The organism is Nostoc sp. (genome assembly GCF_036917375.1).
Classification (GTDB): Bacteria; Cyanobacteriota; Cyanobacteriia; order Cyanobacteriales; family Nostocaceae; genus Nostoc.
Window position 1 is genome coordinate 60,661 of record NZ_JBALDN010000024.1, and the last position, 24,534, is coordinate 85,194.

Consider the following 24,534-nt stretch of genomic DNA (forward strand, 5'->3'; position numbering starts at 1 on the left):
TCCCTATTCCCAATGCCCAATGCCCCATTCCCTATTCCCTAATTCCTATTCTTCCAGTAAACTTCTCAACATCCAAGCTGTCTTTTCGTGTACTTGCATCCGTTGAGTCAATAAATCGGCGGTAGGTTCGTCGTTAACTTCCTCTATCACGGGGAAAATAGACCGTGCAGTTCTGACTACAGCTTCTTGTCCTTCCACAAGTTCGCGAATCATCTCCACAGCTTTAGGAACTCCGGGAGTTTCTGGAATCGAACTTAGTTTGGCATATTCGCTGTAGGTTCCTGGTGCAGGATAGCCAAGCGCTCTAATTCTTTCGGCTATTAAATCAACTGCTAAGGCTAATTCTGTATACTGGGTCTCAAACATCAAATGCAATGTTTGAAACATCGGCCCCGTTACATTCCAATGGAAGTTATGAGTTTTTAGATACAGTGTATAAGTGTCAGCTAACAGGTGAGATAGACCATCGGCAATTTTAGCCCTACTGGCCTCGTCAATGCCGATATTTACATTTTTGACTGTTACTTTCGATGACATAATTTTCTCCTAATTAGGTTATATGTAATGGGGGATTGGAAATTGGGCATTGGGCATTAATTATTCTCCTTGTCCCCTTGTCCCCCGATCTCCCCACTCCCATTCTCTATGCCAAGTGCATCTTCAAAACGCTACGGGGTGCTTTACGAACTCTGGCTAAAACGGTTTCTTTGCCTAAACGCTGGCAAGCTTCATACCGATGGCAACCAGAAAAGCCATAATATTGTCCATCTACTTCTAGGACATCAATAGGTTCTTGCTGCCCAATCTCCGCAATCGATTCCATTAAGGCTTGTACTTTTTTTGGATCGTTTGTACGGGGCAATGGCCGTTTTATCTGATTTAATGGAATTTCTTGGACTCTAACCATAAAGAGTTTATCCAACTAGTTCTGTTTTTTGTCTCTAAATAAATCATAGTCATTATGACTTCGTTTTGCAACTAGTGTTTAGGGCAAAATTGGTAATGGTATCATTGGAGCATTCATGCGACAAAAAAACCGCGCTACAAAGCAATTGGAAAATCAGCTCCAACGACGCATTAAGGGGCAGAAGACGCTTGAGTACTCGCTATCGCTTCCCTATCAGGTAGCCATGAAATTTTCATTTTGGCGTTTTCCCCACGCTGTGCTTACAACATTTTGTTTATTGGGACTGACTGCTGCATCAGGGCCTGAGAGCAACATCCAGGATATAGAACTGAAAATTGGGATTGTGCAGCGATTTGGCGCCGAAGCCACAGCCAAGCTGCAACTGGAACCCATAAAAGGCGATCGCTTAAAGCTAAAATTTCAAGTGGGCAATAAGCAGCAAATCCTGTTTACGAAAAATCCTGTAAAGCTGGAAACAGTCATGCAAGCTTTACCCCAGTCAGCAGTCGAAGAAGTAGTAGTTTTGGGCACATACCGCACTTTTGAAACTGCGGAAGACAGTGCTAATAAATGGCGTTCTCAGGGAATGGAAGTGGAAATAGCCCAGCCAGAACGTTGGCAGGTCTGGGCAAAACGAGATGTTTACAGCACCCCTTTACTGCGACGCTTGTTATTACAAAACATCCAAGCTTCTACCCAAGAAAAAGTATATCTTGATACTAGAGTTTTAAAGCAAGTGCCGCGAGTGAGTTGGGTGGTGGATGGTAATCGCTATAGCCAAAATAACTTGGAAATTAGCACTGATAAAAACTTAATTCGGGTAAATAAAAGCGAGAAACCAGAAAATGCTCGTCTTTATGCCGGCCGACTGAATTTGCAGCCAAACGCTTATGGGACATACACTCTCGTTAACCAAGTACCTTTAGAAACTTATTTGCGTGGGGTTGTACCTTACGAAATAGGAATAGATGCACCAAAAGCGGCGCTGGAAGCCCAGGCAATTCTTGCTCGGACTTATGCCTTGAGAAATTTACGTAGGTTTGCCGCAGATAACTATCAGTTGTGTGCAGATACTCATTGCCAAGTTTATTATGGGCTGAAAGGAGCAGCTGCTAAAACAGACCAGGCGATCGCCTCAACTAAGGGTAAAGTACTAACTTATAAAAATGAACTCGTAGACGCCCTGTATTCTTCTACCACTGGTGGCGTTACTGCTTCCTTTAGCGATGTCTGGAATGGCGAAGATCGTCCCTATCTACGCCCTGTACTGGATGCTCCGACTAATTTTTGGGACTTGTCTAAGCAGAATTTAGCAGATGAAAAGAATTTCCAGAAATTTATTAATACGCAACAAGGATTTAATGAAAGCAAGTGGGATATGTTTCGTTGGCATAAGGAAACGCCTTTAAAAGATATTATCAAAGACTTGCAGAAGTTTTTACAAGTGAAAAACAGTCCCCATGCCAAATTTAAGACAATTCAGGCTATGGCAGTAGTGGAGCGCAGCCACAGTGGACGTATCCTGGAACTTGCGGTTAAAACCGATCACAGTACCTTTATTTTGCACAAAGATGAAGTTCGTAGTGCTTTTGCCGCCCCTATAAGTACGCTTTTTTATATCGAACCCCTGAACAAAGGCAAAACAGAACTCTGGGGATACGCTTTTATTGGTGGTGGATTAGGACATGGAGTCGGCTTGAGTCAAACTGGCGCTCAAAATTTAGCTAAACTAGGTTGGTCAAGTCCAAAAATTCTCCAATTTTACTATCCTGGGACTCAGATTAAAATTCTCAACAAAGAGACTAAGCTTTAAGCTTATTAACATTCAAGTTGCATCTTTCGCTAGGAGTCGGGAGTTAAGAAGAGGCAAAAAATAGACAGGAAACTCCATACTTAAAAAATATAAGCAGGAACACAAGATTTACTGTGTTCCTGCCCATGAAAAAATTGGACTTTTTGTCAAAGTCGCCTTCAGAGGACACACGGCATTGCATTGCAAGGGTGTTAACTCTAGATATACTGTTTGTATTTTGTCAACATTAGTAACTCTTGCAAGAGGTTTATGTTTGAGTCGCTTAACTCTTAGTAAAGGTCTTCTTCTTTATGAGTTTCGATTGTTACGTCAGAGGTTGGATAGGCGACACAAGTCAGTACATATCCTTTTTCTATTTGTTCATCATCTAAGAATGACTGGTCACTCTGATCGACAGTACCCTTGGTGAGTTTACCTGCACAGGTCGAGCAAGCACCAGCGCGGCAAGAATAAGGCAAGTCAAGACCAGCTTCTTCAGCAGCATCTAGAATATAGGTATCGTCTTCAACTTCAATTGTTTCGTTCAGTCCTTCAGCCTCGTTGATTAGTGTGACTTTATAACTTGGCATTGAATAATCCTCTCTTTTGCGAACGGCAGTATAAGTTATCTTAAGGCAAAGGTCACGGCTGTTCTGTGGGATTAGCCGTTGGTTCAAATTTGCTTCAATTCTGATACTACGAGAAAAATTAAACGATGTGACTGGAAATTGAACCCGATTAGTAATGAAATTTAGTTACTTAATCCCGATAAGTTTTCTTTATACTATTTTCTACCCTAGTCAGGTTGTGATTAGAAAAAATTATATACCTAAAACATAAATATGAGTAAGGTTAATGTTACCTCTATTTTATAGAACTTACGTAGAAGAGATTCCCCAACTCTTTTAAAAAATAGGGTTGTTTCATTTTCTCATCTGATTTAAATGCGCCCTTCGGGATTTCTAATTAAAAAATATTCCATCGTTGTGTATGCAGAGGAGGCAGAGGAGAAAGAATTTGCCACTATGAAAATGGGATAATTTATTTTCTGGAAGTCCCTTATAACAATAGAGATGTAATTTTATTTTGTCATTTATTTGTTCATGATATTGACAAATTTCTGACATTATGAATGAAAAAGGGCTTTTGTTTTGAAGTCTTCCTTTTTGACTACACGTAATTCTATCTAGCTGCAAATAAAGTCTTATCGCTCCTTGAGGGGGTAGGACGAATGTTGTAGAGTCTAGACTGGTGAACCCCATGAAGAGAGAATCTGACTACTAGAAGCGTGGGAAGATCGAAAACAGAACTAATGAAGATCATGTATAATTCAGAAGCAGCTTTGGAAAAAGCAAGAGTGCGTGTAGGTTTGGTAGGTACTGGGTATGCGGCAAAGTTTCGGGCTGAGGCATTGCTCCATGATGAGCGATCGCACATAGTCGCGGTTGTTGGTCATACAAGAGAAAAAACCGAAAACTTTGCTAAAGACTACCAGATTGAAGTCTTGAATACCTGGCAAGAGCTAGTAGAGCGTGAAGATATAGACCTAGTAGCGATCTCCACTATTAATCGAGATCATGGTGCGATCGCTCGTGCAGCACTTACCAACGGCAAACATGTAATTGTAGAGTATCCTCTTTCGTTAGATGTATTTGAAGCCGAGGAACTGATTGCCTTAGCCAAAACACAACAAAAACTCCTGCACGTTGAACATTTGGAACTTTTGGGTGGTTTGCATCAAGCTTTGAAGCAAAACTTAGACAAAATTGGTGAGGTGTTTTATGTTCGCTACAGCACCATCAATCCTCAAAATCCTGCACCCCGCAAATGGACTTATAACCACGAGTTGTTCGGCTTTCCCTTAATTGGTGCCTTGTCTCGCCTACATCGCCTCATCGATTTATTTGGTACAGTATTTACTGTTAACTGTCACCAGCGATATTGGGAAATAGAACCGGAATACTACCAAACCTGTTTCTGCACTAGTGAACTGTCCTTTAACAGTGGACTTTTAGCCCAAGTAGTGTATGGCAAAGGCGAAAGTATTTGGCAATCAGAACGCAAGTTTGAAGTTCACGGTGAAAAAGGTGGTTTAATTTTTGATGGCGACACCGGAATATTCGTCCAGCCAGGGGAAACAACACCTATAGAGGTTGGCCCTCGCCGGGGTTTATTCGCCAAAGACACGAATATGGTGTTAGACCATCTTTTTAACGGGACTCCTTTGTACGTTACTCCAGAGGAGAGCTTGTATACCTTAAAGGTTGCTGATACCGCACAAAGAGCTGCACAGACAGGGTTAACTATGTTTATGAAAGATACTTTAGATAAAAGTTAATGAAAACTGAACTAATTGTTATTTTATCCCAACGAGAAATAGAGAAAATGCGTCAAGCTGGGCGTTTAGCAGCTAAACTTCTCCAGCATCTAGAACCCTTTGTGAAACCAGGGGTTAGCACTCTCGAACTAAATGATGAAGCCGAACGTTGGACGCAAGCGCATGGAGCAAAAAGCGCACCCCTTGGCTATAAGGGTTATCCTAAATCGATTTGCACTAGTGTAAATGAGGTAATTTGTCACGGCATTCCCAACGCCAAGCAAATCCTGAAAGAAGGTGACATCATTAATATTGATGTGACGCCGATTGTTGAAGGTTATCACGGCGATACATCCAAGACATTTTTTGTTGGTTCTCCTTCCCCAAAAACGAGGAAGCTGGTAGAGGTGACAGAAGAGTGTTTGCGTCTAGGTATTGCTGAAGTTAAACCTGGGGCTCGCATTGGCGATATTGGTGCAGCCATTCAAGAGTATGCTGAAGGACAAGGCTTTTCGGTAGTGCGAGATTTCGTTGGCCACGGCATCAGTAATATTTTCCATACTGCGCCGGATGTTCCCCACTATGGCACACGCGGTAAGGGCAAGCGCCTCAGACCAGGGATGGTTTTTACCATTGAGCCAATGATTAATGAAGGCACTTACGAAGTCGAAGTTCTCAGCGATAAATGGACTGCGGTAACGCGCGATCGCAAGCTTTCTGCTCAATGTGAGCATACCTTAGCTGTAACTGAAGATGGAGTTGAAATCCTGACTTTACCTGAAGGCGAGAATTACTGGGCTGTATGATTAATAATTCATAATGATGGGATTTGCAACTTGATTACAGACTTCCAAGAAACAAATTATCCAAATAAACTTACATTAAGTTCGTTTTGGAGAAGGTTGTTTTTGTTTTGAAAGACTAGGCTGAGGATTTAAAAATGGTGGGATGGGACACTCTAGCGTCATGGCGATCGCTCTGAGTAAATCTGCTTCTGAAGGAGTAACTTTGTTATCTAATAGTACCGTGTGAGCGCAAGCATCAACAATAGCTTGTTTGAGTTTGGGAGTGGCAAGACGCAGGCGCTCAATACTTTTCTTTAGTTCGGTAAAATTACAACTTAATGGCATTTCTGGTTTTTCTTGCTCTCCGGCTTTGGGAAGTCGAAAAACTCCAGAACGAAAAGCATAGGCGATGTCTTCAGTAGACGCATCAGGTTGGGAATGTCCGACACGAGCAATTACGGACAATATTAATAGACTATCTGGCCAAATCTGTTCGATGGAGGTGAATTCTACGGTTGTAGTAGATGTGGGATTTATACTAGGTTGCAGACGATGCCACAGTATTAACTGCAATACAAAATGCCACAGCGATAAACTTCCCGTGGCTACAACTAAACCGTGGACGCATTTGCATAGCCTTTGGCATTCTTTGGCATTTTGGCGCAATATAGGCACTGCCAAATCCACAAGCGGCAAGCGAATTCTGGAATCTAACTGACTAATTTCGCTACTTAGTTCCAAGGTTTTGTCTACCAACTCAGCAGGCTGCACCTCGCGTAACCAAGCAATTTGACGTTCTTGAATTTGGAGATTTTCCGTATCTAACGCTAACGCAAAAGCGATCGCCATTGCACTTTGTTGCTCCCGCGCACCCAAACGCAAGGATTCTGGTAACTGCGATAACAGCGCTTGAGCATGGGCAAAATGCTCTGGTGTAACGCTTCCGACTTGGTTTACAACCTTTTCTGGTGTGGTGTTGCCACCACCAGCAAAGCCCATTGTTAGGGATTCTTGGGAAGGGGAACGCATTTGATTGCGAGATGGCATTGCTGCTAAATTGTTGACGTTCAAACCCCCAACGCGGCGGATACGTTCTGCTAAAGGTGGGTGGGTAGAAAAAATATCTTCCCAGAAAGAGGGGTTGAGGGCATTGCCAAAAAACATGTGGCTAGAGGCTTCTGCACGTGGCGAAATCAAGCGTGAATCCATCTGTTGGAGTTTTTGAAAGACTCCGGTAAGTCCGTTGGGGTTACGAGTGAACTGTACAGCTGAAGCATCGGCGAGAAATTCGCGTTGGCGAGAGACTGCGGCTTTAATCAAGCGTCCGCAAAGTAATCCGATACCGCCAATGGCCATCAGTGCCAAACCAAACGCCCAGATAGGTAAACCCTTGTCTTCCTTTCCTAAACGGAAGCTACCGCGAAGGCGCCAGAGCAATTCCCCGGTTAAATAAATGAATAAAATCCCATGCAGTAGTCCCACTAAACGCAAATTCAGCCGCATATCTCCATTGAGAATATGACTGAATTCGTGGCCGATGACTCCTTGTAGCTCATCCCGGCTCAAGCTTTCCAAGGTTCCACGGGTAACTCCAATGACAGCATCATTGGGCGTAAATCCGGCAGCAAAGGCATTAATGCTGGTTTCTCTATCGAGGAGATAAACTTGGGGAACGGAAATACCAGAAGCGATCGCCATTTCCTCGACAATATTTAATAGTTGTCGCCCTTGTTCGTCGGCTATTTCTGCTAGCAGAAGTCTTCCTCCTAACTCTTGGGCAATGACGCTTCCGCCTTGACGGAGACAGGCAATTTTATACAGACTTCCGATTGCGATCGCAATTATTGTAATCCCAGCTACGTAGAGAAATAACCCTGGATGCCACCAAACACGAGGAGCCATGCGAAACAGAAATAAACTGGCAAGATAAATTGCCATAATCATGACTGCGATCGATAGGGAAAATAACCCGATTAATTGTTGCGTATTTTGGCGTGCCCGATCCTGATGTTCAAAGAAATTCATAGACACCTAAAAAGATACGCGTGGAGCATTTCTGATTTCTGGAGTAGCTTCGGGGAGCAATTCTGCAACAGTAAAGTTAAATGTATTTGCCACAAGGTTGCTGGGAAAAGATTCGCTCTTGGTGTTGTAAAGTGTCACCGCGTCATTAAAAGCCTGACGAGCAAAAGCAATCCGGTTTTCAGTGGAAGATAATTCTTCCATTACCTGAGTCATGGCGCGATCGGCTTTCAATTCTGGATAAGATTCTGAAAGTACCATCAACCGACTTAACGCACCCGTCAGCGCCCCTTCAGCATTGCCCAACTGTTGCATCACTTGGGGATCTCCAGGATTTTGCGCGGCGCGACTGCTAGCATTAATTGCAGAATTTCGGGCGGCAATAACTGCTTCTAAGGTTTCTCGCTCATGTTTCATATACCCTTTGGCTGTTTCCACCAAGTTGGGAATTAAATCATAACGGCGCTGTAATTGAACATCGATTTGAGAATAAGCATTTTTGTAACGGTTGCGATACTTAACTAAATCGTTGTAAGCATTAATGATAATTACAGCAACAATGGCAACTAAAGCAACAGCAAATATTAAAAGCCCCATATTTTTAGATTATTTCCATCAGATACTTACTTTTTTACAGATTCACCAATTACGGTAATCCTGATATCCAGCAGAATTTGTGTGGATATAAAGATGAGTCTACTTGTAGCGAGTTGGCTTCGTCGTCTGTAAAATTAGTTACGCGAGTTTACTGATGTAAGATTTTTTAAATAACCGCAGAGAACGCAGAGTGAAATAAACACAGAGATAAGAGAAATAATTTACAACAATTCCAAACTATTTGTGTCTAAGTATTTAGGCATAAATAAATTAAAGTTTGTAGTCAGGACTTTAATCTTGATAATCCTTGCTCTGAGCGAAAAATCACTCACTACAAACTAAGAGTTTATTTTATTTTTATTGTATTTAATTATGTCTACCTACTTATCATCTCTCTTTTCTCTGTGTACCCTGCGCCTCTGTGGTCGATTAAAAATTCTAGCCAGATACAGCAGATTGCAAGTAAGTGAGGTACAAAATGCAGGAAAGAGTTTCTACCTCCTGCCCCCTGCCCCCTGCCTCCTGCCTCCTGCCTCAAAACCCGTAACTTTGTACTTCATGCAAATGAAAACTGCTATATATCACCTATGAATCTGAATAAATAGGGAATAACCACTGACAGCAAAAATAAAAAGGATAGCGGCAGGAAAAATTACTACATCCCTGACAATAAATAAAATCCAATCTTTTCTTAGTTCTTGTTTAAACTTGAGTTCTCGCAGTTTTCGCTCAAGTTCTACGTCTTCTTGTGACTGCAAGTTGACAGGTGACAAACTTAGCGGATTATCGCCTTTGCTGGCAATTCTTTTTGATATATCTGTTATATCTGTCATGCTATTGAGATACTGATATTACTTAGTGTCTCATATAAAAGAGCCAGAGAGTTAGAACTCTCTGGCTCAAAGCTGGAGACAAAAGAATCATCAAATAAAGGCTAACTTGGGTAAGAACTTAGATTCTTCCCAGGTTATGTAACCCTAAAATAGCTCCCACTCCTAAGATATGACCAAAAGCAGTAGTTGCTAAAAGGGCTGGTACACCAAAATTACCAAAGAAATTGGCTGAGGGTAGTTTTGGTTCTGCGTTGGGATACTTGATGGTAGATTTGCCAAAGGCAATGGCAATGATATTAGCAATAATCATAATCAGTCCAACTGTAGGACTCCATTGCAGAGGTGTGGTTGCAGCAGCGAGTAAGGTTGAAGTTAACACCTAGATTTGCTCCTGAAATTTATTAATGGTTGAAAACATAATCTGAAACTTTCCGAAGCAAATTCAAGAAATTACCCGATTTTGCATCAATATTTAACAGTTATTATTACTACTTAATACAATATGAGTTCAACGCAGCGAGCTGATTGTGCTAGCTAGTTTGTATTTCAATGTCTGAAACATGCGAACCGTTAGTATTGATTTATACTTACAGTAGAGTTCAGGAGTAAAATACGCTTGATACTTGGGTAACAGACTTAACTTGCGTACCTCCCGAACTTGAAATCTGCCGTAGATAAAAGTGATTCCGATAAAATTATCCCTAACTTTTTGAAGGATACAGTTGAAGTCAGAAATTGAAGGAGCGGATTCACCTTTCGGTAGATTTAGACAGAATCATCAAAACTGTATATTGGGATGGAGTAACACATAATTTGCCGCAAAACCTCATGCTAAATCAGTAATTTCAAGAACGACAGATGAAATTTTGATTGAATTCGAGTTAATTTGTTCCTTAAGTTCCTCACAAGCCATGACATCCCCTGAGCCTCAAACTGATTTTGGAGAAAAAGCTCCAGAAACGTCATTTGAGCCACCTTCTGGAAAACGGCGGTGGCTTTGGTTAAGTTTAGCCGGACTCCTATTATTAGGAAGCGGAGCAACTCTATGGCGTTTACTTACTCCACAAAATTCAGCACCTTCAAATGCTAACGCTCAACCTCAAGGGGTAAGAGTCAAAATATCAACAGTACAAAGCGGCATAATTGAGGAAAGTTCAGATTTTATTGCTAGTCTAAAATCCCTCCGCTCAGTCACGCTCCAGCCGAGGATTCAGGGTCAAGTTACCCAGATACTTGTTAAATCGGGAGATCCAGTTGTCCAAGGAGCGGTAATTCTCCAAGTAGATCCTACACCACAGGCAGCGATCGCTAGGAATAATCCTGTGCCTCAAGTATTTTTAATGCAACTGGCAAATGCCCGCGCCACGCTCAAATCTTTAGAAGCAGAACGACCATCCTACGTTGCGAATCTGCAATTGTACCAGCAGAACTACGATAAGTTTGTCAGCCTAGCTGAACAAGGAGCCGTGTCTCGACAGACTAGCAATCAGTTTGCTAATCGGCTCGCCAATGCTAAGACTAGTCTCGATGCAATTGATTCCAGAATTCAAGCACAACGAGCCACCATCTTGCAGGCTGAAAAATCCTTGCAGCAATCTAATGTAAATACTCAAACACAACAGCCCCAGTCTGACAAAATTACCGCTCCTTTTAGTGGCACAGTTGGCAACATCCCTGTGAAAGTCGGTGATTTAGTTAATACTTCTACACCATTGGTTAATATCACGCAAAATCGGCCTTTAGAAGTGAATATCTCTGTACCACTACAACAAGGGCCCCAATTGCGTAAGGGTATGCCAGTAGAGGTGATGAACACACAAGGTCAAAAGCTTGGTAGAAGTAGGATATTTTTTATTGCACCTAATGCCAGCAATGAAACACAAACGATATTGATTAAAGCACTTTTTGACAACAAAAACGGCCAGCTACGTGCAGATCAATTGGTCAGGACTAGAGTGTTCTGGAATCAGCGCCCCGGAGTTTTAATTCCCACAACAGCAATGACTCGTATAGGTGGAGACACTTTTGTTTATGTAGTTGAAACAGAGATATCTCCCCAAGGTGTATCCCAACAAGTAGCTCGGCAAAGGCGAGTAAAGCTAGGCGAGATCAAAGATAATAATTACCAAGTTATTGAAGGATTACAGCCAGAAGATAAAGTTATTATTTCAGGGTTGCTCAATCTCAGGGATGGTGTGGCGATCGTTCCAGAATTTTAATTAAGGAAAGTAGAAAGGAGGAGCAGGAGAGAAGTCTCAATCTTGTCTCCTACCAATCTTCACCCAAGAGCGTTACTATAGCGATCGTTCTTTGTTGGAGAACTTGTAAAGTGGTCTTTAGATGTCTATCTATGCAATCCACTCTGAACTCACTTCCATTTTTTCTCCTCATAAAGAAAGCATTGATGAAATTTTAAGATATAACTAGTTTTGTCAATAGTGATTACGCTGTCAATTATCTATGCTATTGAGTATCTCATTAAGCTTTATACTAAATTTTATGGCAAGGATGAACGATGTTTTTAAATATGCGTAGGCGTAGCTAGTCTTGTCTATGAAACGCTATGCGAAAGCATCACAGGCTGGAAATTTCCGTTTGTAACCTCGATTTTGACTAAATTTAATCACCACTACTTATTGGTGACAGGTTAATGACCTTAACCTGTCACCAATGAGTAAAAGTAAGCAATTACTTGATTACATAACAGAGGCAAACAATTATGTCAGTGAAAATCATCCAATCTAAGTTTGGTTTAGTTTTAACTTGTTTACTTGGACAAATAATGTTGTTGGCTGCGCCAGTACAAGCTGGAGTGGAGGGCAAAAGCTACAATGTCAATTTTAAATCGAGTCAGGGAGAAAATTTTACTGCTTGTTTGGAATTTAACGCCAATGGTAGCAGCCTTCGCTTTGGTAATGGTAGCAGCCTTCCCTTTGGTATAAGAGATGCTACTTATAGCCGTACAAATCTAGGTCGGGATCAGAGAAATTGGCAAGCAGTGACAAATCCAAGTTCAGAAGAAAGTATCGCACTTAGCGGTCAAGTAAGAGGAGACTTGGTTCCAGATCGGAGGATAAGTGGTAATGGTATCAATGCCAACGGCACTACTTATACATTTAATGGAACACTCTTATCTGAGCCAACATGTCCAATTGAGAATTAATCCGAGATAGGTTCAGAAAATCCCTTCTTAAAATAATTTAATCTACGCAGATATGATAAACCAGATGAGCTTTTGGTTAGCGAAGACAGACAATTTATAAAAGATGTTTGTAGACTATGGTCAAGACAATACCTGTGTCATCAGCACTTAAATTCTGTCAAGTTCGGTAGGGCGTAGTTTACTACCATAGGCATTGTGTTTAGCTCAATGAATACTCAGAAATTCGATTTAGCTCAACATATTCAACAATATTCGCCAAGCCGTAGCAAATCTTAATCTGCTGTGAAAATGCCGTCAAGATGCAAAGTATTTTCATTTCTCCCGCCTGAGAGTTACTTGAATTCACTGGCGGGATTTTGGCTGGAATGAAGTCGGGAGTTTTAGCAGCGATCGCTAAATTTAACCTTGGCACAGTACCTTTAACAATAGATAATCACTTTAGTTAACCAAAATTAAACTCGATTAATCTATGGCATCTTTGACAGGGAAGGTTGCAATTATCACTGGTGCATCGCGGGGAATTGGACGAGCGATCGCACTCAAGTTAGCTGGTAACGGCGCATCTATTGTCGTCAACTATGCGGGGAATGCAGGCAAAGCACAAGAAGTTGTTGCACAAATTGAAAAGTTGGGAGTAGAAGCGATCGCTATCCAAGCTGATATTAGCAAAGTACCCGACATCAAAAGGTTATTTGAACAAACACTTGAACGTTTTGGGAAAGTCGATATTTTGGTCAATAATGCCGGAATTGCCTTCTATAAACCAATTACTGAGGTAACAGAAGAAGATTTCGACGCGATTTTTGCCATTAATGTCAAAGGCACTTATTTTACTTGCCAACAAGCCACGCAACACATGTCAGAAGGAGGACGGATTATCAACTTTTCCTCATCAACTACGGCAATGATGCTGCCAACTTATAGTGCTTATGTAGGAACCAAGGGTGCTGTTGAACAAATCACGCGGGTACTAGCTAAAGAATTAGGTGCAAAAGCGATCGCAGTTAATGTTATTTCTCCTGGCCCCACCGATACAGAATTATTCCGAGAAGGCAAAACGCAAGAACAGATAGATCGTTTAGCCCAAATGGCTGCTTTTGGCAAACTGGGAGATGTGCAAGAAATCGCCGATGTAGTAGCGTTTCTTGCTAGCGACGAAGCTAGGTGGATCACTGGGCAAAATATTCGTGTCAACGGTGGAATCGCGTGAGGAAAAGCTCTCCTCTGAATCAAAAATATAATTTGTCAGTTGCACAATTTTTCGGTTTTATAATTGTCCAAGTAGGAGAACACAGCCGTGCTAGCTTCCGATTAAAACGGATTGCTAAATATGGAACGACAAAGTTTGTATAAAGCATTTATAACTTATACAAATAATGGCTGATTATCCGGTTGCAGAGTCTGTGCTTTTGCACTAAATATCACTTATTAGACATTAAAAAATTATGGATTTGTCCAACTTTACTACACTTCAAAACTTAGAAGCTGCCTTCGGTGGTGAATCGATGGCAAATCGTAAGTATCTGTTTTTCGCTGAGGTGGCGCGTCAACTTGGGTTTACAGACTTGGCGAAACTTTTTAAAGAAACAGCAGATCAAGAAACTGAACACGCTTTTGCACATTTTAAGTTACTACATCCAGAACTTGTGGTAGAAGATGCAGCTGCTTTAACTGATGAACAAAAGCGGGAAATTGTATCTCGCTGTTTATCTTTGGCAATTGAAGGCGAGACTTATGAATATACCACAATGTATCCAGAGTTTGCCGCAGATGCCCAACGCGATCGCGACAATCCCGCAGCTGAAGAATTTCTCAAACAAGTTCAAGAATCTAACGATCATGCCAACACATTTCGAGAAGCTGCTCACCGTTTTGGCTTGTTAAAATTCATCGAAAATTACCACGCCGATCGCTACGCTGAAGCCTTAGAAGTATTAAATGGAGGACAAGCAGCAACTAGAGTTGCTGGTGAAGAACCTAAAACTCGTAAATGGATTTGTAAACAATGCAGCATGATTTACGATCCCGTTGCTGGCGATCCTGATTCGGGAATTGCACCTGGTACACCTTTTGAAGAAATTCCTGAAGACTGGGAATGTCCGATTTGCGGTGCTAGCAAAAAAACCTTTAAACCATTTGAGGAAAAAGTTGCAGCCTAATTTGCTTTATATCTGGTTCTTGACTTTAAAAACTGTAGTTCATTAACTTGCAAACTGCTGTAATTAAGCTGTTTTTTTAGCACATAAACGCGAAGTATCTCAAGAGATACTTCGCATTCTTATCTTTATTAGGACTTACGCACGAGTTACGAAATAACGAACCGCAGAGGCACAGAGAACACGGAAAAATCAGGGTGTGAGAGATATTTTGCGTAAATCCTGTTTATATAATTAACCGGACACGATATTAGTCTCAAAAATCTCAAAAAGCTCACTAATTATTTAATATTTAAGTGTAGTAATAACTCATATCTTAATAATTTTTAATCAAACTTTAGTTACTATAAATAATAGTTAACTTTTCGTAATACTTTTTTGTATTATAGTCTGTTATCTTAAAAACTACACAAATCACTTATCCTTAATGTAAATTTAAGATTTCTAGCTTTTACTAACCTTCAAATATTTTGGAGATATTTTCGTGTCTGTTATTAAAATTGCACACGAGCAGACCCATGCATACCAAAGATTTTCAGAACAGTATTCCAACTTAGGAATTGAAGGGACATATTATCTTGCGTTCGCCAATATTCCTCAACGTATTCAAAATCCTGCTTGCGGTTTACTAGCTTTAGATTTTGGGTGTGGAGCAGGGCGATCGACTCGGTTTCTCAAGTCCTTGGGATGGGATGCGATCGGTGTTGATATCAATGCCGAAATGTTAGCCCAAGCTCGTCAATTCGATCCAACCGGAACATACTATTTGATTGATGCATTGCCGTTGCCTTTTGCAGATGCTTACTTCAATCTGATTTTTCAAAGTTTTGTCCTGCTCGAATATTCCTCCATTCCTCAGATGCTAGAAACACTTAGGGAATGCGATCGCCTGCTAAAAAATGATGGTATGGCCATTGTTGTGACTTGTTCAGAGGAATATTACTCCCATGATTGGCTATCGTTTCAAAATGATTTTCCAGAGAATTATAGCCTTCAGTCAGGAGAAAGAGTTCGAGTCTCGATTCGGGGAACAGAGATAGTCTTATATGACTACTACTGGACGGATCGAGACTACCGAATTGCGTTTGCGCAGGCGGGGTTTGAGGTCATTCAAGCGCAACGACCTCTCGCTCAAGGGAACGAACCCTTTACCTGGGTGAGTGAACTGGAGCATCCATGTTGGGTGATTTATTCACTCAAGAAACGTACTAACTAAAAAAAGGAAAACTTTACCTATGACCGGAGTGTTACCTATCCAGGCAAAACTACGAAATCAGCCTTCTGTAATGTCTACCTTTGAAGGGAATAATGTTGTACAGACTGTGCTTGATGATATTCACCAAACCCTTGGTAATACAGGAGGTGAAGTTTACTTTAGTGGTGTCGATGAGCGTCGTTTTATGGAGTCCGATCCAGAGGACATTGTTTCCCGTTGGCGTCAACTAGTAGATCGAGGGATTGAAACGCGGGTGCTTACTCGGTTTGGTGATGCTTTCACCCTTAAAGACTCCAAATCCCAACATCGTTGGATTCCAGAGCATTTCTTTAACCCCACTACTATTTGTGTCTACGGCGATAAGGTTGCCACAATTCTTTGGGGTTCTCCGGCTCAAATATTAGTAGTGCAAGATTTTGCCTTTGCTGATGCACAGCGCAAACAGTTTCTCTGTATGTGGGAACAAGCAGAGATTCCAAGCACAGAAAACAACACACTAGAAGTAAAGAATCTGCTTGCTGAACGGACAATCAAACGATTTGGTGGTCGAGTTAGCTACATTAGCGCTAAAGATCGCCAGCTTTTTCGAGATTTTCGTCTAGTAGACAAAACGCAGACTTACGGTAACAGTTTTTATTATGTCTGCCAAGCAGCCAATGGACTTGGGCCCGATCGCCTTGGACTGAAGTATTTTGATGGTCGGATGCTAGCTGGTATTGGTATTGGGAACCGCTTCTCACTTGGAGGCAACTGGCACTTCCATGTTGTCAACCCGATGGGAGAATTTGATGCAGAAAGCTTACTGCGTCTATGTCGGCATTTATTAGAGCTAAGTGGTGTTCCTGTGTTTGTGAAAAAGTTAACGATGCAAGAACGCGATCGCCTTCTGGACATTGGCTTTTCACCAATCGAGGATTATCCTTGGCACGCCCAAGCTATGGAAGAAGATGATACCTTTGCTGAACAAATCCTCGATGTCAATGCTGTTTTGGAAAAGCTAAAGGTGCATCAACGCAGTGGTCTCAAGACCAACTATCGCTACTTCTGCTCTAAGTTTGGAGATCAAACCACTTCTGAGTTTCTGGGCGAAGAGAATGCTGCTGAGGCACATGATATCGTCAATAAATTCTTTGACTATTTGGATATCAAGCAGTTGCACATCTCGCAGACCTCAGACTATGACAACATTATTCATTACCCCCCACTGGGCAACAACGGCAAAATGTACTTCTCACGGTTGATTCGGATTGGCGGTAAGGCTGCGGCTTTCTTTGCGATGGAGCCTATAAGTGATGATACAGTGGGTCTTTATGCTAGTATCACCCTGCATCAGGAATTTCCTAACCTTTCAGAGTACTTGATTGTGGAATGCTGTCGCCTCCTCCAAAAAGCAGGATACCGCTATTTAAATTTAGGTGGCTCGGAAACAAGTGGATTGTTCAGCTTCAAAGAGAAGTTCTCACCTGTAGAATACAAGAAGCTTCAATGGGTGGTGTATAAGGTTTAGATTATTCCTCTTGGAGCGTGGCAAGAAAAAATAGTTATGATTTTTGGGAGTTTGATTGCATGAGAATTTTGGACTTCTGATTGAAAATAAATTTCATTAATTAACAATGAAATAAAGTTGTTTCAATCAAGGATTTCAGATTTTCTCTATTGCTAGTAAAAAAGAGTTATTATCTTAGCAAACTAGATTAAAGAGTGCTAGTGTTACCTAATATTGGCGACATACGCCTGTTTTATCGGGATTTGAATGCAAAACTTTGCCCCTTGTCCCGGCTCAGAAATACACTCTATCTTGCCACCGTGTTTATCCACTACAATTTGGTAGCTGATAGATAATCCCAAACCCGTGCCTTGTCCCACGGGTTTTGTAGTGAAGAAAGGATCGAATAACTTCTGTTTAACACTTTCGCTCATTCCAGGGCCGTTATCTTGAATAGAGATAGCTATCCAATCAGAATTTACTACTTTAGTACAAATGATAATCATACTAGGGTAGTTTTTGATTTCTGCTACTGTTCTTTCTTCGTTGTACTTGTCTAACGCATCAATAGCATTACTAAGAATGTTCATAAATACTTGGTTCAATTGTCCGGCATAACATTCTACGGCTGGTAATTCTCCATACTCTTTGTAAATCTCAATCGCAGGATGTTCTGGTTTTGTTTTTAAACGATTATGCAAAATTAACAGTGTGCTATCTATTCCCTCATGAATGTTGACAGGTTTCATCTCCGCTTCGTCCAGCCGAGAGAAGTTGCGTAAGGTCAGGACAATTTCACGGATGCGCTCAGTACCGACTTTCATAGAAGAAAAGATTTTGGGCATATCTTCTATCAGATAATCAAGTTCAATTTCTGCAATCAAATTTTGAATCTCTGGTACTGGATTTGGATAAACATCTTGATAAAGCTCGATTAAACTAATTAGATCCTGAGTATAGTTATCAATGTGAGTGAGGTTCCCGTGGATAAAGTTAACGGGATTATTGATTTCGTGTGCCACACCAGCAACAAGTTGACCTAAACTAGACATTTTCTCAGTTTGAATTAGCTGTCCTTGGGTATGCTGTAAATCTTGTAAAGTTTCTTCCAGTTCCGCTGCTTGCTGGCGCAAAGTTGCTTCAGAATAACGTAATGCTTCTTCTACTTGCTTGCGATCGCTAATATCCCGTAAGAAAACAATATATTCTTGACGCTGGTGATTGATTTTGTGTGAAATTGTTGTTTCAATGATTTGCTTATCTTGTGGGGATTTTTGTAAGATTTGCTCACTTCTGCTTTGCCAATAAGCAGGTATATCACCTAATTCCGGAAAAAAATCATCAAGATAACGCTCAAGCAGCTGATTAACATCTATCCCTAACAATGTTTCAGCAGCCGAGTTAGCTTGAGTAATTACGCCATTTTCATCCAGCACTAAAACTGTATCTAGCACAGTATCTAAGGCAGTAATGAAGCGACTTTCAGCCACTTCGCGGGCTTCAGCAATCGATGCAATTTGTGGTAAAGTAGTCCAGCAAGCGATCGCTACTGCCATAAATGAAATTACCATCAGCAGAGTGAAAAAAAGATTATTATCTGCACCATTAGGAAGTTTTTCCAACTGCTCCTTAACTAGCCAGGTAATAGTAGCAGTACTACAAATTAATGCCACTAAAATTCCTACTTGAAACCCTACAAAATCTTTAATCTGGGTACTGTAGGACTGTCGGCGTTGCACCCACCATCTCAGATCGAAAGGTGCAAAAGGAATTCGCCTGATAGCCGCATCAGCTACCAAAACTATCATAGGTAACAGTAGCCCAGCAGCTAAATTTTGCCATCTCCAGGCTAAACCACCAACTAATAAAGCTACTAGCTCCACAAAACAAAAGCCCAAGGATAACCAAGGCCATCGTATTCCTGGCTGTCCGCGGTTCAACCATAGCCCAAAGTGGAATGTGATAATACATAACAAATAGCTAATAGTGATAGTTATCACTAAATTATTAAGATCGTCCGAAAGTAAATAAAACAAACTGAATATAAAAGCAAATATTAAACTAGGTTGCAATACCCCTTGACGAGAAACAACTGTAAAAACTGGAGACATATACCCGTCTAAAGCTAGTTGGTACAAAATACGAGGAGTATTCGCTACCCCGATAGCAGCACCAAGAAGGCAACTAGAGCAAATCAATAACGTTACAATTAATGAAGCTGCCTGGCCCCAAAAAGGTGAAGCTGCGACAAAAGTCTTAAACAAATCGCCTTCTAACTCTGGGTTACTAGCTAAACGTATCAGCACCCAAGAGCCACACAGAGAGATGATAGCAATCGAATAACCAGCTACTGATAATAAACGTAAAGTTTGATCGGGTTTTTGACTATCCGCTACAAACGCCGCACCTGTTTCAACACTATAAACAGCATAAACAGCAAAGAAAAACCACTTTGGCCATTCAATAGCCGAAAAACTAGGCAAACTACCAGGAAATAAACCAGGACTTTGTGGCGAAAACGCTAACCAGCCTATGCCTTGAACAGAAAACAGAAGCACTAATCCTACTGCTGGAATAATGAAACATAAATGTAGAATCGCTAAAGCGCGCGTACCACTAAACGCAATACTGAATAGAAGTAATGTGAAACCAATTTTCATCACCATCTCTGGACAATGAATGCCCCAAGGTTCCAGCTGAACTTCGATCAATTCTGTAAGAATGACGCCGTTGATGGGAAATGAAACCCAACCAACAAAATATCCTAGTGCTGCGTAGCGTCCTAAAAACGGAAAATTTTTCAGCAGTCTGCTGGTGTAATTAGGTGTTCCTCCTGACACATCCGGCCATTGCCTGCCTAACGCTTGCACCTGAAAGCACAGCATTACACCTATAATGGTTGCTGGTATCCACACAAATAAGGCTTGCATTCCTAGCCCAGAAGTTATGAATGGTGCAGAGGTAAACCATGAAAGTAAGCCAGACAAACCAAAGCCAAAAGTTTCAACAGCAGTTAAGGAACGCGGAAGCTTCATGACTGATTTGTAATTTTTTTCCACACCCAAAACTGACTGGGTAGGCATAATTAATTAGAAATGACACTACAAACGTTTAAATAACATATTTTTATTTATTACAATAAGGGTGAGAATGCTGAAAGCTTCAAGATTAGCTTATATTCTGACTATTTTGATCGGTAATTATCCACAACTTTCTAAAGGAAGCATTGCCTGTTTTATAGCTTTTATTATGATAGCTGTCTCTATTGCTTTGAATATCTCAGTACTTTGTATTTTGTGGGACTGTGGGATAACTCTTTGAGATGCACCACATTTTATAGATAACTCTGGAGCTTCTTTGTTGATGGGTTATGCCTTTGATTTTGGCGGAATTAGTAGTGTGTTTTATGCCGCGACTGGTTTTGCCGTTTTGATATTTTTTGTGTTTAGCTATTGCACTTGTAGGTAATTTGTAATTCGCTTAGGAAGTGAGAGTCTTCTCAATCCGACGATCGGGAATCAGCCACATGATTGCGACTAAAACATACAATGCACAGGCAAACCATGAGTTCACAAAGGCAAGTGGAATTGCCACAGCATAGACAACTACTGATACTTTTCCTTTGAAGTCTTCACCAACTGCGATCGCTAAAGTTGAATCCTTGCCGTGATAAGAAATCAGGGTGCGAGTCAGAATGAAGTAAGCGATCGCATTCAACAACAACACCGTACCATAAAGGGCAACTGGTATGGGAGCAAAGTGATTCTCGCCCATCCAACCAGTGACAAAGGGGATTAGCGACAACCAAAACAGCAGATGCAGATTCGCCCAAAGGATACGCCCATTAACGTGTCGGACTGCTTGTAGTAGGTGATGATGATTGTTCCAGTAGATGCCGATATAAATAAAACTCAACACATAGCTCAGAAATACTGGGATTAGTGGGCGTAGCGCAGCTAAATCCAACCCATGCGGTACTTTGATTTCCAGCACCATGATGGTGATAATGATGGCAATCACCCCATCGCTGAATGCTTCTAATCTCCCTTTTCCCATATACGCATTCCTTTTCTATTTACTTGAAACTCAGTCGCAATCCTCTGTACTTTATCGTACAAAGTAGTTGCCATTGATGAAGATTCTCTGTGTTGGCGTAACCCACCGTTCGTAAAGCGTCTCGTAGAGAGGGCATCGCAAAATCAAAATCTTTAATTCTCACTTGCCAATTTCCGCCGTAATTCCCGAATAGCAGCGCTAGTATTACGCTCGTAGGCAATTTTCAAACACTCTTTAACTATTTCTGACACATTGATGTTATGGAAATAACGGCTACTGGTTTCAACAGTGTAGCGATCGCCTTGCAACCTGTAAATTACAAGCTGGTTCTTCCTGAACGCCCAAACTTCTGGTACTCGATAAATTAGGTAGTCATTTACATCGGTGTAGCTAGTAATGTCTATCTCCACTACCAAATCGGATGATGAATCGACACCCCAATTGATCCGATCTTTACCTGCAATTGCTTCCCAGTTTTCAATATAAAAACACTAGTCTGGTTCTATACCACTTTCCTGTGGTAGTTCCATTGTGATTGGGGTAAATGCCTCGTATTCTCGTCCCAGATGATCGAGCAAAACTTTGACTACATCTGCAATTACACTTACTTTTCGCTCATGTTCTGGTAGCGGTGCCATCAAGAGAATTTCTCCATCTCTATATTTGATACGAGGAGAGGAGCGATGTCTACGACGGGCTACGCCTACGCCTAGTTGTTCATTAAGTGTTTGATAATCTTGCCAACTTCCAGGTAGGCGTACTACCGCACCTGGGGGCAAATGGATTGTATCGGGTGTGACAACAGCAAACCTCGATATTTACGAACCCCTTTTATGTTGAGATGTACTTAGTTTCTGTAATTGTTTAAATATCAGTTGCTGCGGCTGAAAAATACAGCAGCTATAACAATTAAACCTAAAAGTACTAAAGGAACCCAGAGATTAGGGACATCCGACAAACTCATAAAGGATTTCCAAATAAGTAGGGTGTATAAGGCAGATTGCAATAGACAATCGCGACTTTATAAGTCAAATTTTAGGTAAGCCTTTTTTTAATTTCCTCAGCTAAATTTTCTAATAGCACTTCTACTTGCTCGCCTGTTTTCAAATCTTTCAGCGAGGATTTTTGCGCTGCTGCTTCTTCAGAACCAATAATTACACAGAATTGAATTCCTTGTTTGTCTGCTAATTGAAATTGTTTACCCAAGGGACGCTTCTCAAAGTTAGTTATGACATTAATTCCCGCCTGACGCAGATGTTGAGAAACTTTTAAATAAGTAGGCATTAAATCTTCTTGCATATTCACTACCATCACTTGGGCTGGTGTAGCAGCTAAGGTATTTAGAATACCAGCTTTTAATAAACGACTAATTAAACGAGTTAAGCCGATAGAAATACCTACACCAGGCATTTTTTCGCCCAAAAATACCCCGACTAATTCTTCATATCTCCCGCCAGAACAAATACTACCTAAAGCTTCATGTCCTAATAGAGTTGTTTCGTAAACTGTACCAGTATAGTAATCAAGACCACGGGCAATGGATAAATCAATACAGAAACGGTTTTCGGCAACTCCGAGATTACGCACTCCAGCAATTACCGTTTCTAATTCGGTAACTCCTAAACTCAATTGCTCGGTTTCTGGCAGATTTTGGGCGAGATGCTTGAGCTTATCTAAGACTTCATCAACGGAGCCGTCAATTTTAATAAACTCAATAATTTTTTGTGATTGTTCGGCTGCAATCCCTTCTTTCTCTAAATCTTGTTTGACTTTACTTTCACCAATCTTTTCTAGAGTGTCAACAATACCAATACAAGATTTTATTTGATTTTCGGCAATTCCCAATGATTTAAAGAAACCAGTAAGAACTTTTCGGTTATTGATGCGAATCAGAAAATCACCAATATTAATTGCTTCAAATATCTCAGTGATAATTGCAGGCATCTGAGCATCATAGAGCAAGCTGAGTTCGCGACGCGCAACTACATCAATATCGCATTGGCGGAACTGACGAAAACGCCCATCTTTCGCCCGTTCTCCACGAAAAACTACATCGGTTTGATAACGAGCAAAGGGAAAGGTTAATTCATTCAGGTGACGGGCAATATACGCCGCTAAAGGAACTGTTTGATCGAACTTTAAAGCTCTTGCTTCCGAACCAGTTTCGCCCGATCTATCTCTCTCGGCTTGTCGATTTGGTGGCAATATAGGATTAATTCCATAAATGATATTATCGCCTTGATTCCCCTTAGCTTGCAGTACTTCTAAACGTTCTACAGCAGGTGTTTCAATGGGCGTAAATCCATAGCTTTCAAAAACTTTACGGATGATATCTAACAAATATAGTTCTAGACGCTTTTCGCTAGGAAGAAATTCTGGAAACCCGCTAGGTGTAGAAAAGTTTATTTTGTCACCTTTGGCCATGCGTGTACCTTACTAAGTTGAGATTGGAGATGAAAGCTTAACGACTGGAAGCCGTGGCTACACAAACAAAGTCCGCCTGCGCGGACTGGAGAATAATGAGATTTTTCTTTGAGGGGGAGAAATTACTATCTTACCCGTTCTTCTTGAATTAGAGTGCGTTGAAAGATTTGATTGTTTTTAAACCAATGCCAAGTACGGGCACGATTGTTATTGTCAGGACTAATGTAAATCATTTCATATAAGCTCATTTCTGGGTTTGTCTTATAACTAAACCACAAAATAACAATCGAATCATCGGCTTCCCAGGCTTTTCCGTCTATGCGATCGGTGTCAAACCAAAGTTTATTATCTTTATAGATTCCTGGAAATTCATATTCTTCTCGTTTACCATCAGACCATTTGTAGCGATTGATTTGGTAGTAGGGATGAGGACCATTTTCTGGAAATTGACAAGTTAAGTGAGATTCATACTTGTCGAGGATTTTTCCTGTTGTATCAATTACTGTATAAGTTCCTACCCAATCTCCTTCATGACGGACAAGCACGGGCATTCCTTCTCGAATATTTGAAACCATGATTTTACAAGACTCCTAGCTTATAAACTTAAATAAATGCTCATTTAATGCTCAAATATAATATTTTAAGTAATAATTATTAATATAGGTATAGATTATTACTAATTATTAATGCTCAATATATGCTCACACACTAATCATCTCGTATAAACTCCAAGTACGACTCTAAGTCTATCTCATACCTTACCACACAAGAATTACAGCT

Annotated in this window: 23 protein-coding genes; 9 read left to right on the forward strand and 14 right to left on the reverse strand. The window is 40.9% G+C overall.

Annotated elements, in window-relative coordinates; genetic code table 11:
- Nucleotides 1–45: 45 nt before the first annotated feature.
- A complete protein-coding gene (locus V7K45_RS06150; RefSeq protein WP_289799395.1) occupies nt 46–537 on the reverse strand; it encodes a Dps family protein in 492 nt (163 codons plus the stop codon).
- Nucleotides 538–643: 106 nt separating this feature from the next.
- Nucleotides 644–907, reverse strand: coding sequence for a sulfiredoxin (locus tag V7K45_RS06155; RefSeq protein ID WP_334839454.1), 264 nt, complete (start codon nt 905–907; stop codon nt 644–646).
- A 115-nt stretch (nt 908–1,022) separates the two neighbouring features.
- Here V7K45_RS06155 and V7K45_RS06160 point away from each other — a divergent pair, with 115 nt between their 5' ends.
- Nucleotides 1,023–2,720 carry a SpoIID/LytB domain-containing protein gene (locus V7K45_RS06160; protein ID WP_335001407.1) on the forward strand — a complete coding sequence of 566 codons (1,698 nt, stop codon included), beginning with the start codon at nt 1,023–1,025 and terminating at the stop codon, nt 2,718–2,720.
- Nucleotides 2,721–2,989: 269 nt separating this feature from the next.
- Here the strand turns inward: V7K45_RS06160 and V7K45_RS06165 are convergent, their stop codons facing one another.
- Complete coding sequence (locus V7K45_RS06165) at nt 2,990–3,289, reverse strand: ferredoxin (RefSeq protein ID WP_335001409.1); 300 nt, start codon at nt 3,287–3,289, stop codon at nt 2,990–2,992.
- A 731-nt stretch (nt 3,290–4,020) separates the two neighbouring features.
- Here V7K45_RS06165 and V7K45_RS06170 point away from each other — a divergent pair.
- Together V7K45_RS06170 and map are read left to right on the forward strand one after the other, a co-directional pair.
- Entirely contained in the window at nt 4,021–5,037 is a 1,017-nt protein-coding gene (locus V7K45_RS06170; RefSeq protein WP_335001473.1) for a Gfo/Idh/MocA family protein, read from the forward strand.
- Nucleotides 5,037–5,822: a type I methionyl aminopeptidase gene (gene map, locus V7K45_RS06175; RefSeq protein ID WP_335001411.1), complete on the forward strand. Its 786-nt coding sequence runs from the start codon at nt 5,037–5,039 to the stop codon at nt 5,820–5,822. Before V7K45_RS06170 ends, map begins: the two co-directional genes overlap by 1 nt.
- 75 nt (nt 5,823–5,897) lie before the next feature.
- Here map and V7K45_RS06180 read toward each other — a convergent pair whose 3' ends face one another.
- The 4 genes from V7K45_RS06180 to psaK all read right to left on the reverse strand — a co-directional run bounded on the left by V7K45_RS06180 (nt 5,898) and on the right by psaK (nt 9,632).
- A complete protein-coding gene (locus V7K45_RS06180) occupies nt 5,898–7,826 on the reverse strand; it encodes a M48 family metallopeptidase (RefSeq protein ID WP_335001413.1) in 1,929 nt (642 codons plus the stop codon).
- Between the two features lie 6 nt (nt 7,827–7,832).
- Nucleotides 7,833–8,420 (reverse strand): LemA family protein, encoded by a 588-nt coding sequence (locus tag V7K45_RS06185; RefSeq protein ID WP_335001415.1) that lies wholly within the window; start codon nt 8,418–8,420, stop codon nt 7,833–7,835.
- A 581-nt stretch (nt 8,421–9,001) separates the two neighbouring features.
- Nucleotides 9,002–9,253: a hypothetical protein gene (locus tag V7K45_RS06190; RefSeq protein WP_335001417.1), complete on the reverse strand. Its 252-nt coding sequence runs from the start codon at nt 9,251–9,253 to the stop codon at nt 9,002–9,004.
- A gap of 118 nt (nt 9,254–9,371) precedes the next feature.
- Nucleotides 9,372–9,632 carry a photosystem I reaction center subunit PsaK gene (gene psaK / locus V7K45_RS06195; protein ID WP_335001419.1) on the reverse strand — a complete coding sequence of 87 codons (261 nt, stop codon included), beginning with the start codon at nt 9,630–9,632 and terminating at the stop codon, nt 9,372–9,374.
- 532 nt (nt 9,633–10,164) lie between these two features.
- Between psaK and V7K45_RS06200 the strand changes: the two genes are divergently transcribed.
- Together V7K45_RS06200 and V7K45_RS06205 are read left to right on the forward strand one after the other, a co-directional pair.
- Nucleotides 10,165–11,472, forward strand: coding sequence for an efflux RND transporter periplasmic adaptor subunit (locus V7K45_RS06200; protein ID WP_335001421.1), 1,308 nt, complete (start codon nt 10,165–10,167; stop codon nt 11,470–11,472).
- A gap of 500 nt (nt 11,473–11,972) precedes the next feature.
- A complete protein-coding gene (locus V7K45_RS06205) occupies nt 11,973–12,416 on the forward strand; it encodes a hypothetical protein (protein ID WP_335001423.1) in 444 nt (147 codons plus the stop codon).
- A 199-nt stretch (nt 12,417–12,615) separates the two neighbouring features.
- Here the strand turns inward: V7K45_RS06205 and V7K45_RS06210 are convergent, their stop codons facing one another.
- The gene (locus V7K45_RS06210; protein WP_335001425.1) at nt 12,616–12,828 is read right to left on the reverse strand and encodes a hypothetical protein; all 213 of its coding nucleotides are present in this window, start codon (nt 12,826–12,828) and stop codon (nt 12,616–12,618) included.
- Nucleotides 12,829–12,885: 57 nt separating this feature from the next.
- On the opposite strand from V7K45_RS06210, the gene V7K45_RS06215 reads away from it, so the two are divergent.
- From V7K45_RS06215 to V7K45_RS06230, 4 genes are all read left to right on the forward strand, one after another.
- The gene (locus V7K45_RS06215) at nt 12,886–13,626 is read left to right on the forward strand and encodes an SDR family oxidoreductase (RefSeq protein ID WP_335001427.1); all 741 of its coding nucleotides are present in this window, start codon (nt 12,886–12,888) and stop codon (nt 13,624–13,626) included.
- A gap of 235 nt (nt 13,627–13,861) precedes the next feature.
- Complete coding sequence (locus V7K45_RS06220) at nt 13,862–14,575, forward strand: rubrerythrin family protein (protein WP_335001429.1); 714 nt, start codon at nt 13,862–13,864, stop codon at nt 14,573–14,575.
- Nucleotides 14,576–15,056: 481 nt separating this feature from the next.
- Nucleotides 15,057–15,788, forward strand: coding sequence for a class I SAM-dependent methyltransferase (locus V7K45_RS06225; protein ID WP_335001431.1), 732 nt, complete (start codon nt 15,057–15,059; stop codon nt 15,786–15,788).
- 19 nt (nt 15,789–15,807) lie between these two features.
- Nucleotides 15,808–17,295 carry a hypothetical protein gene (locus V7K45_RS06230; protein WP_335001433.1) on the forward strand — a complete coding sequence of 496 codons (1,488 nt, stop codon included), beginning with the start codon at nt 15,808–15,810 and terminating at the stop codon, nt 17,293–17,295.
- Nucleotides 17,296–17,498: 203 nt separating this feature from the next.
- Here the strand turns inward: V7K45_RS06230 and V7K45_RS06235 are convergent, their stop codons facing one another.
- The 6 genes from V7K45_RS06235 to V7K45_RS06260 form a co-directional block, all read right to left on the reverse strand.
- Nucleotides 17,499–20,357 carry an ATP-binding protein gene (locus V7K45_RS06235; RefSeq protein WP_335001436.1) on the reverse strand — a complete coding sequence of 953 codons (2,859 nt, stop codon included), beginning with the start codon at nt 20,355–20,357 and terminating at the stop codon, nt 17,499–17,501.
- A 397-nt stretch (nt 20,358–20,754) separates the two neighbouring features.
- Entirely contained in the window at nt 20,755–21,330 is a 576-nt protein-coding gene (locus V7K45_RS06240; RefSeq protein WP_335001438.1) for a TMEM175 family protein, read from the reverse strand.
- Between the two features lie 152 nt (nt 21,331–21,482).
- Entirely contained in the window at nt 21,483–21,812 is a 330-nt protein-coding gene (locus tag V7K45_RS06245; protein ID WP_335001475.1) for a hypothetical protein, read from the reverse strand.
- Between the two features lie 9 nt (nt 21,813–21,821).
- Entirely contained in the window at nt 21,822–22,109 is a 288-nt protein-coding gene (locus tag V7K45_RS06250) for a Uma2 family endonuclease (RefSeq protein WP_335001440.1), read from the reverse strand.
- 256 nt (nt 22,110–22,365) lie between these two features.
- Nucleotides 22,366–23,754 (reverse strand): histidine--tRNA ligase, encoded by a 1,389-nt coding sequence (gene hisS, locus V7K45_RS06255; RefSeq protein ID WP_335001442.1) that lies wholly within the window; start codon nt 23,752–23,754, stop codon nt 22,366–22,368.
- A 125-nt stretch (nt 23,755–23,879) separates the two neighbouring features.
- The gene (locus V7K45_RS06260) at nt 23,880–24,329 is read right to left on the reverse strand and encodes a DUF3598 family protein (RefSeq protein ID WP_335001444.1); all 450 of its coding nucleotides are present in this window, start codon (nt 24,327–24,329) and stop codon (nt 23,880–23,882) included.
- Between the last annotated feature and the right edge of the window lie 205 nt (nt 24,330–24,534).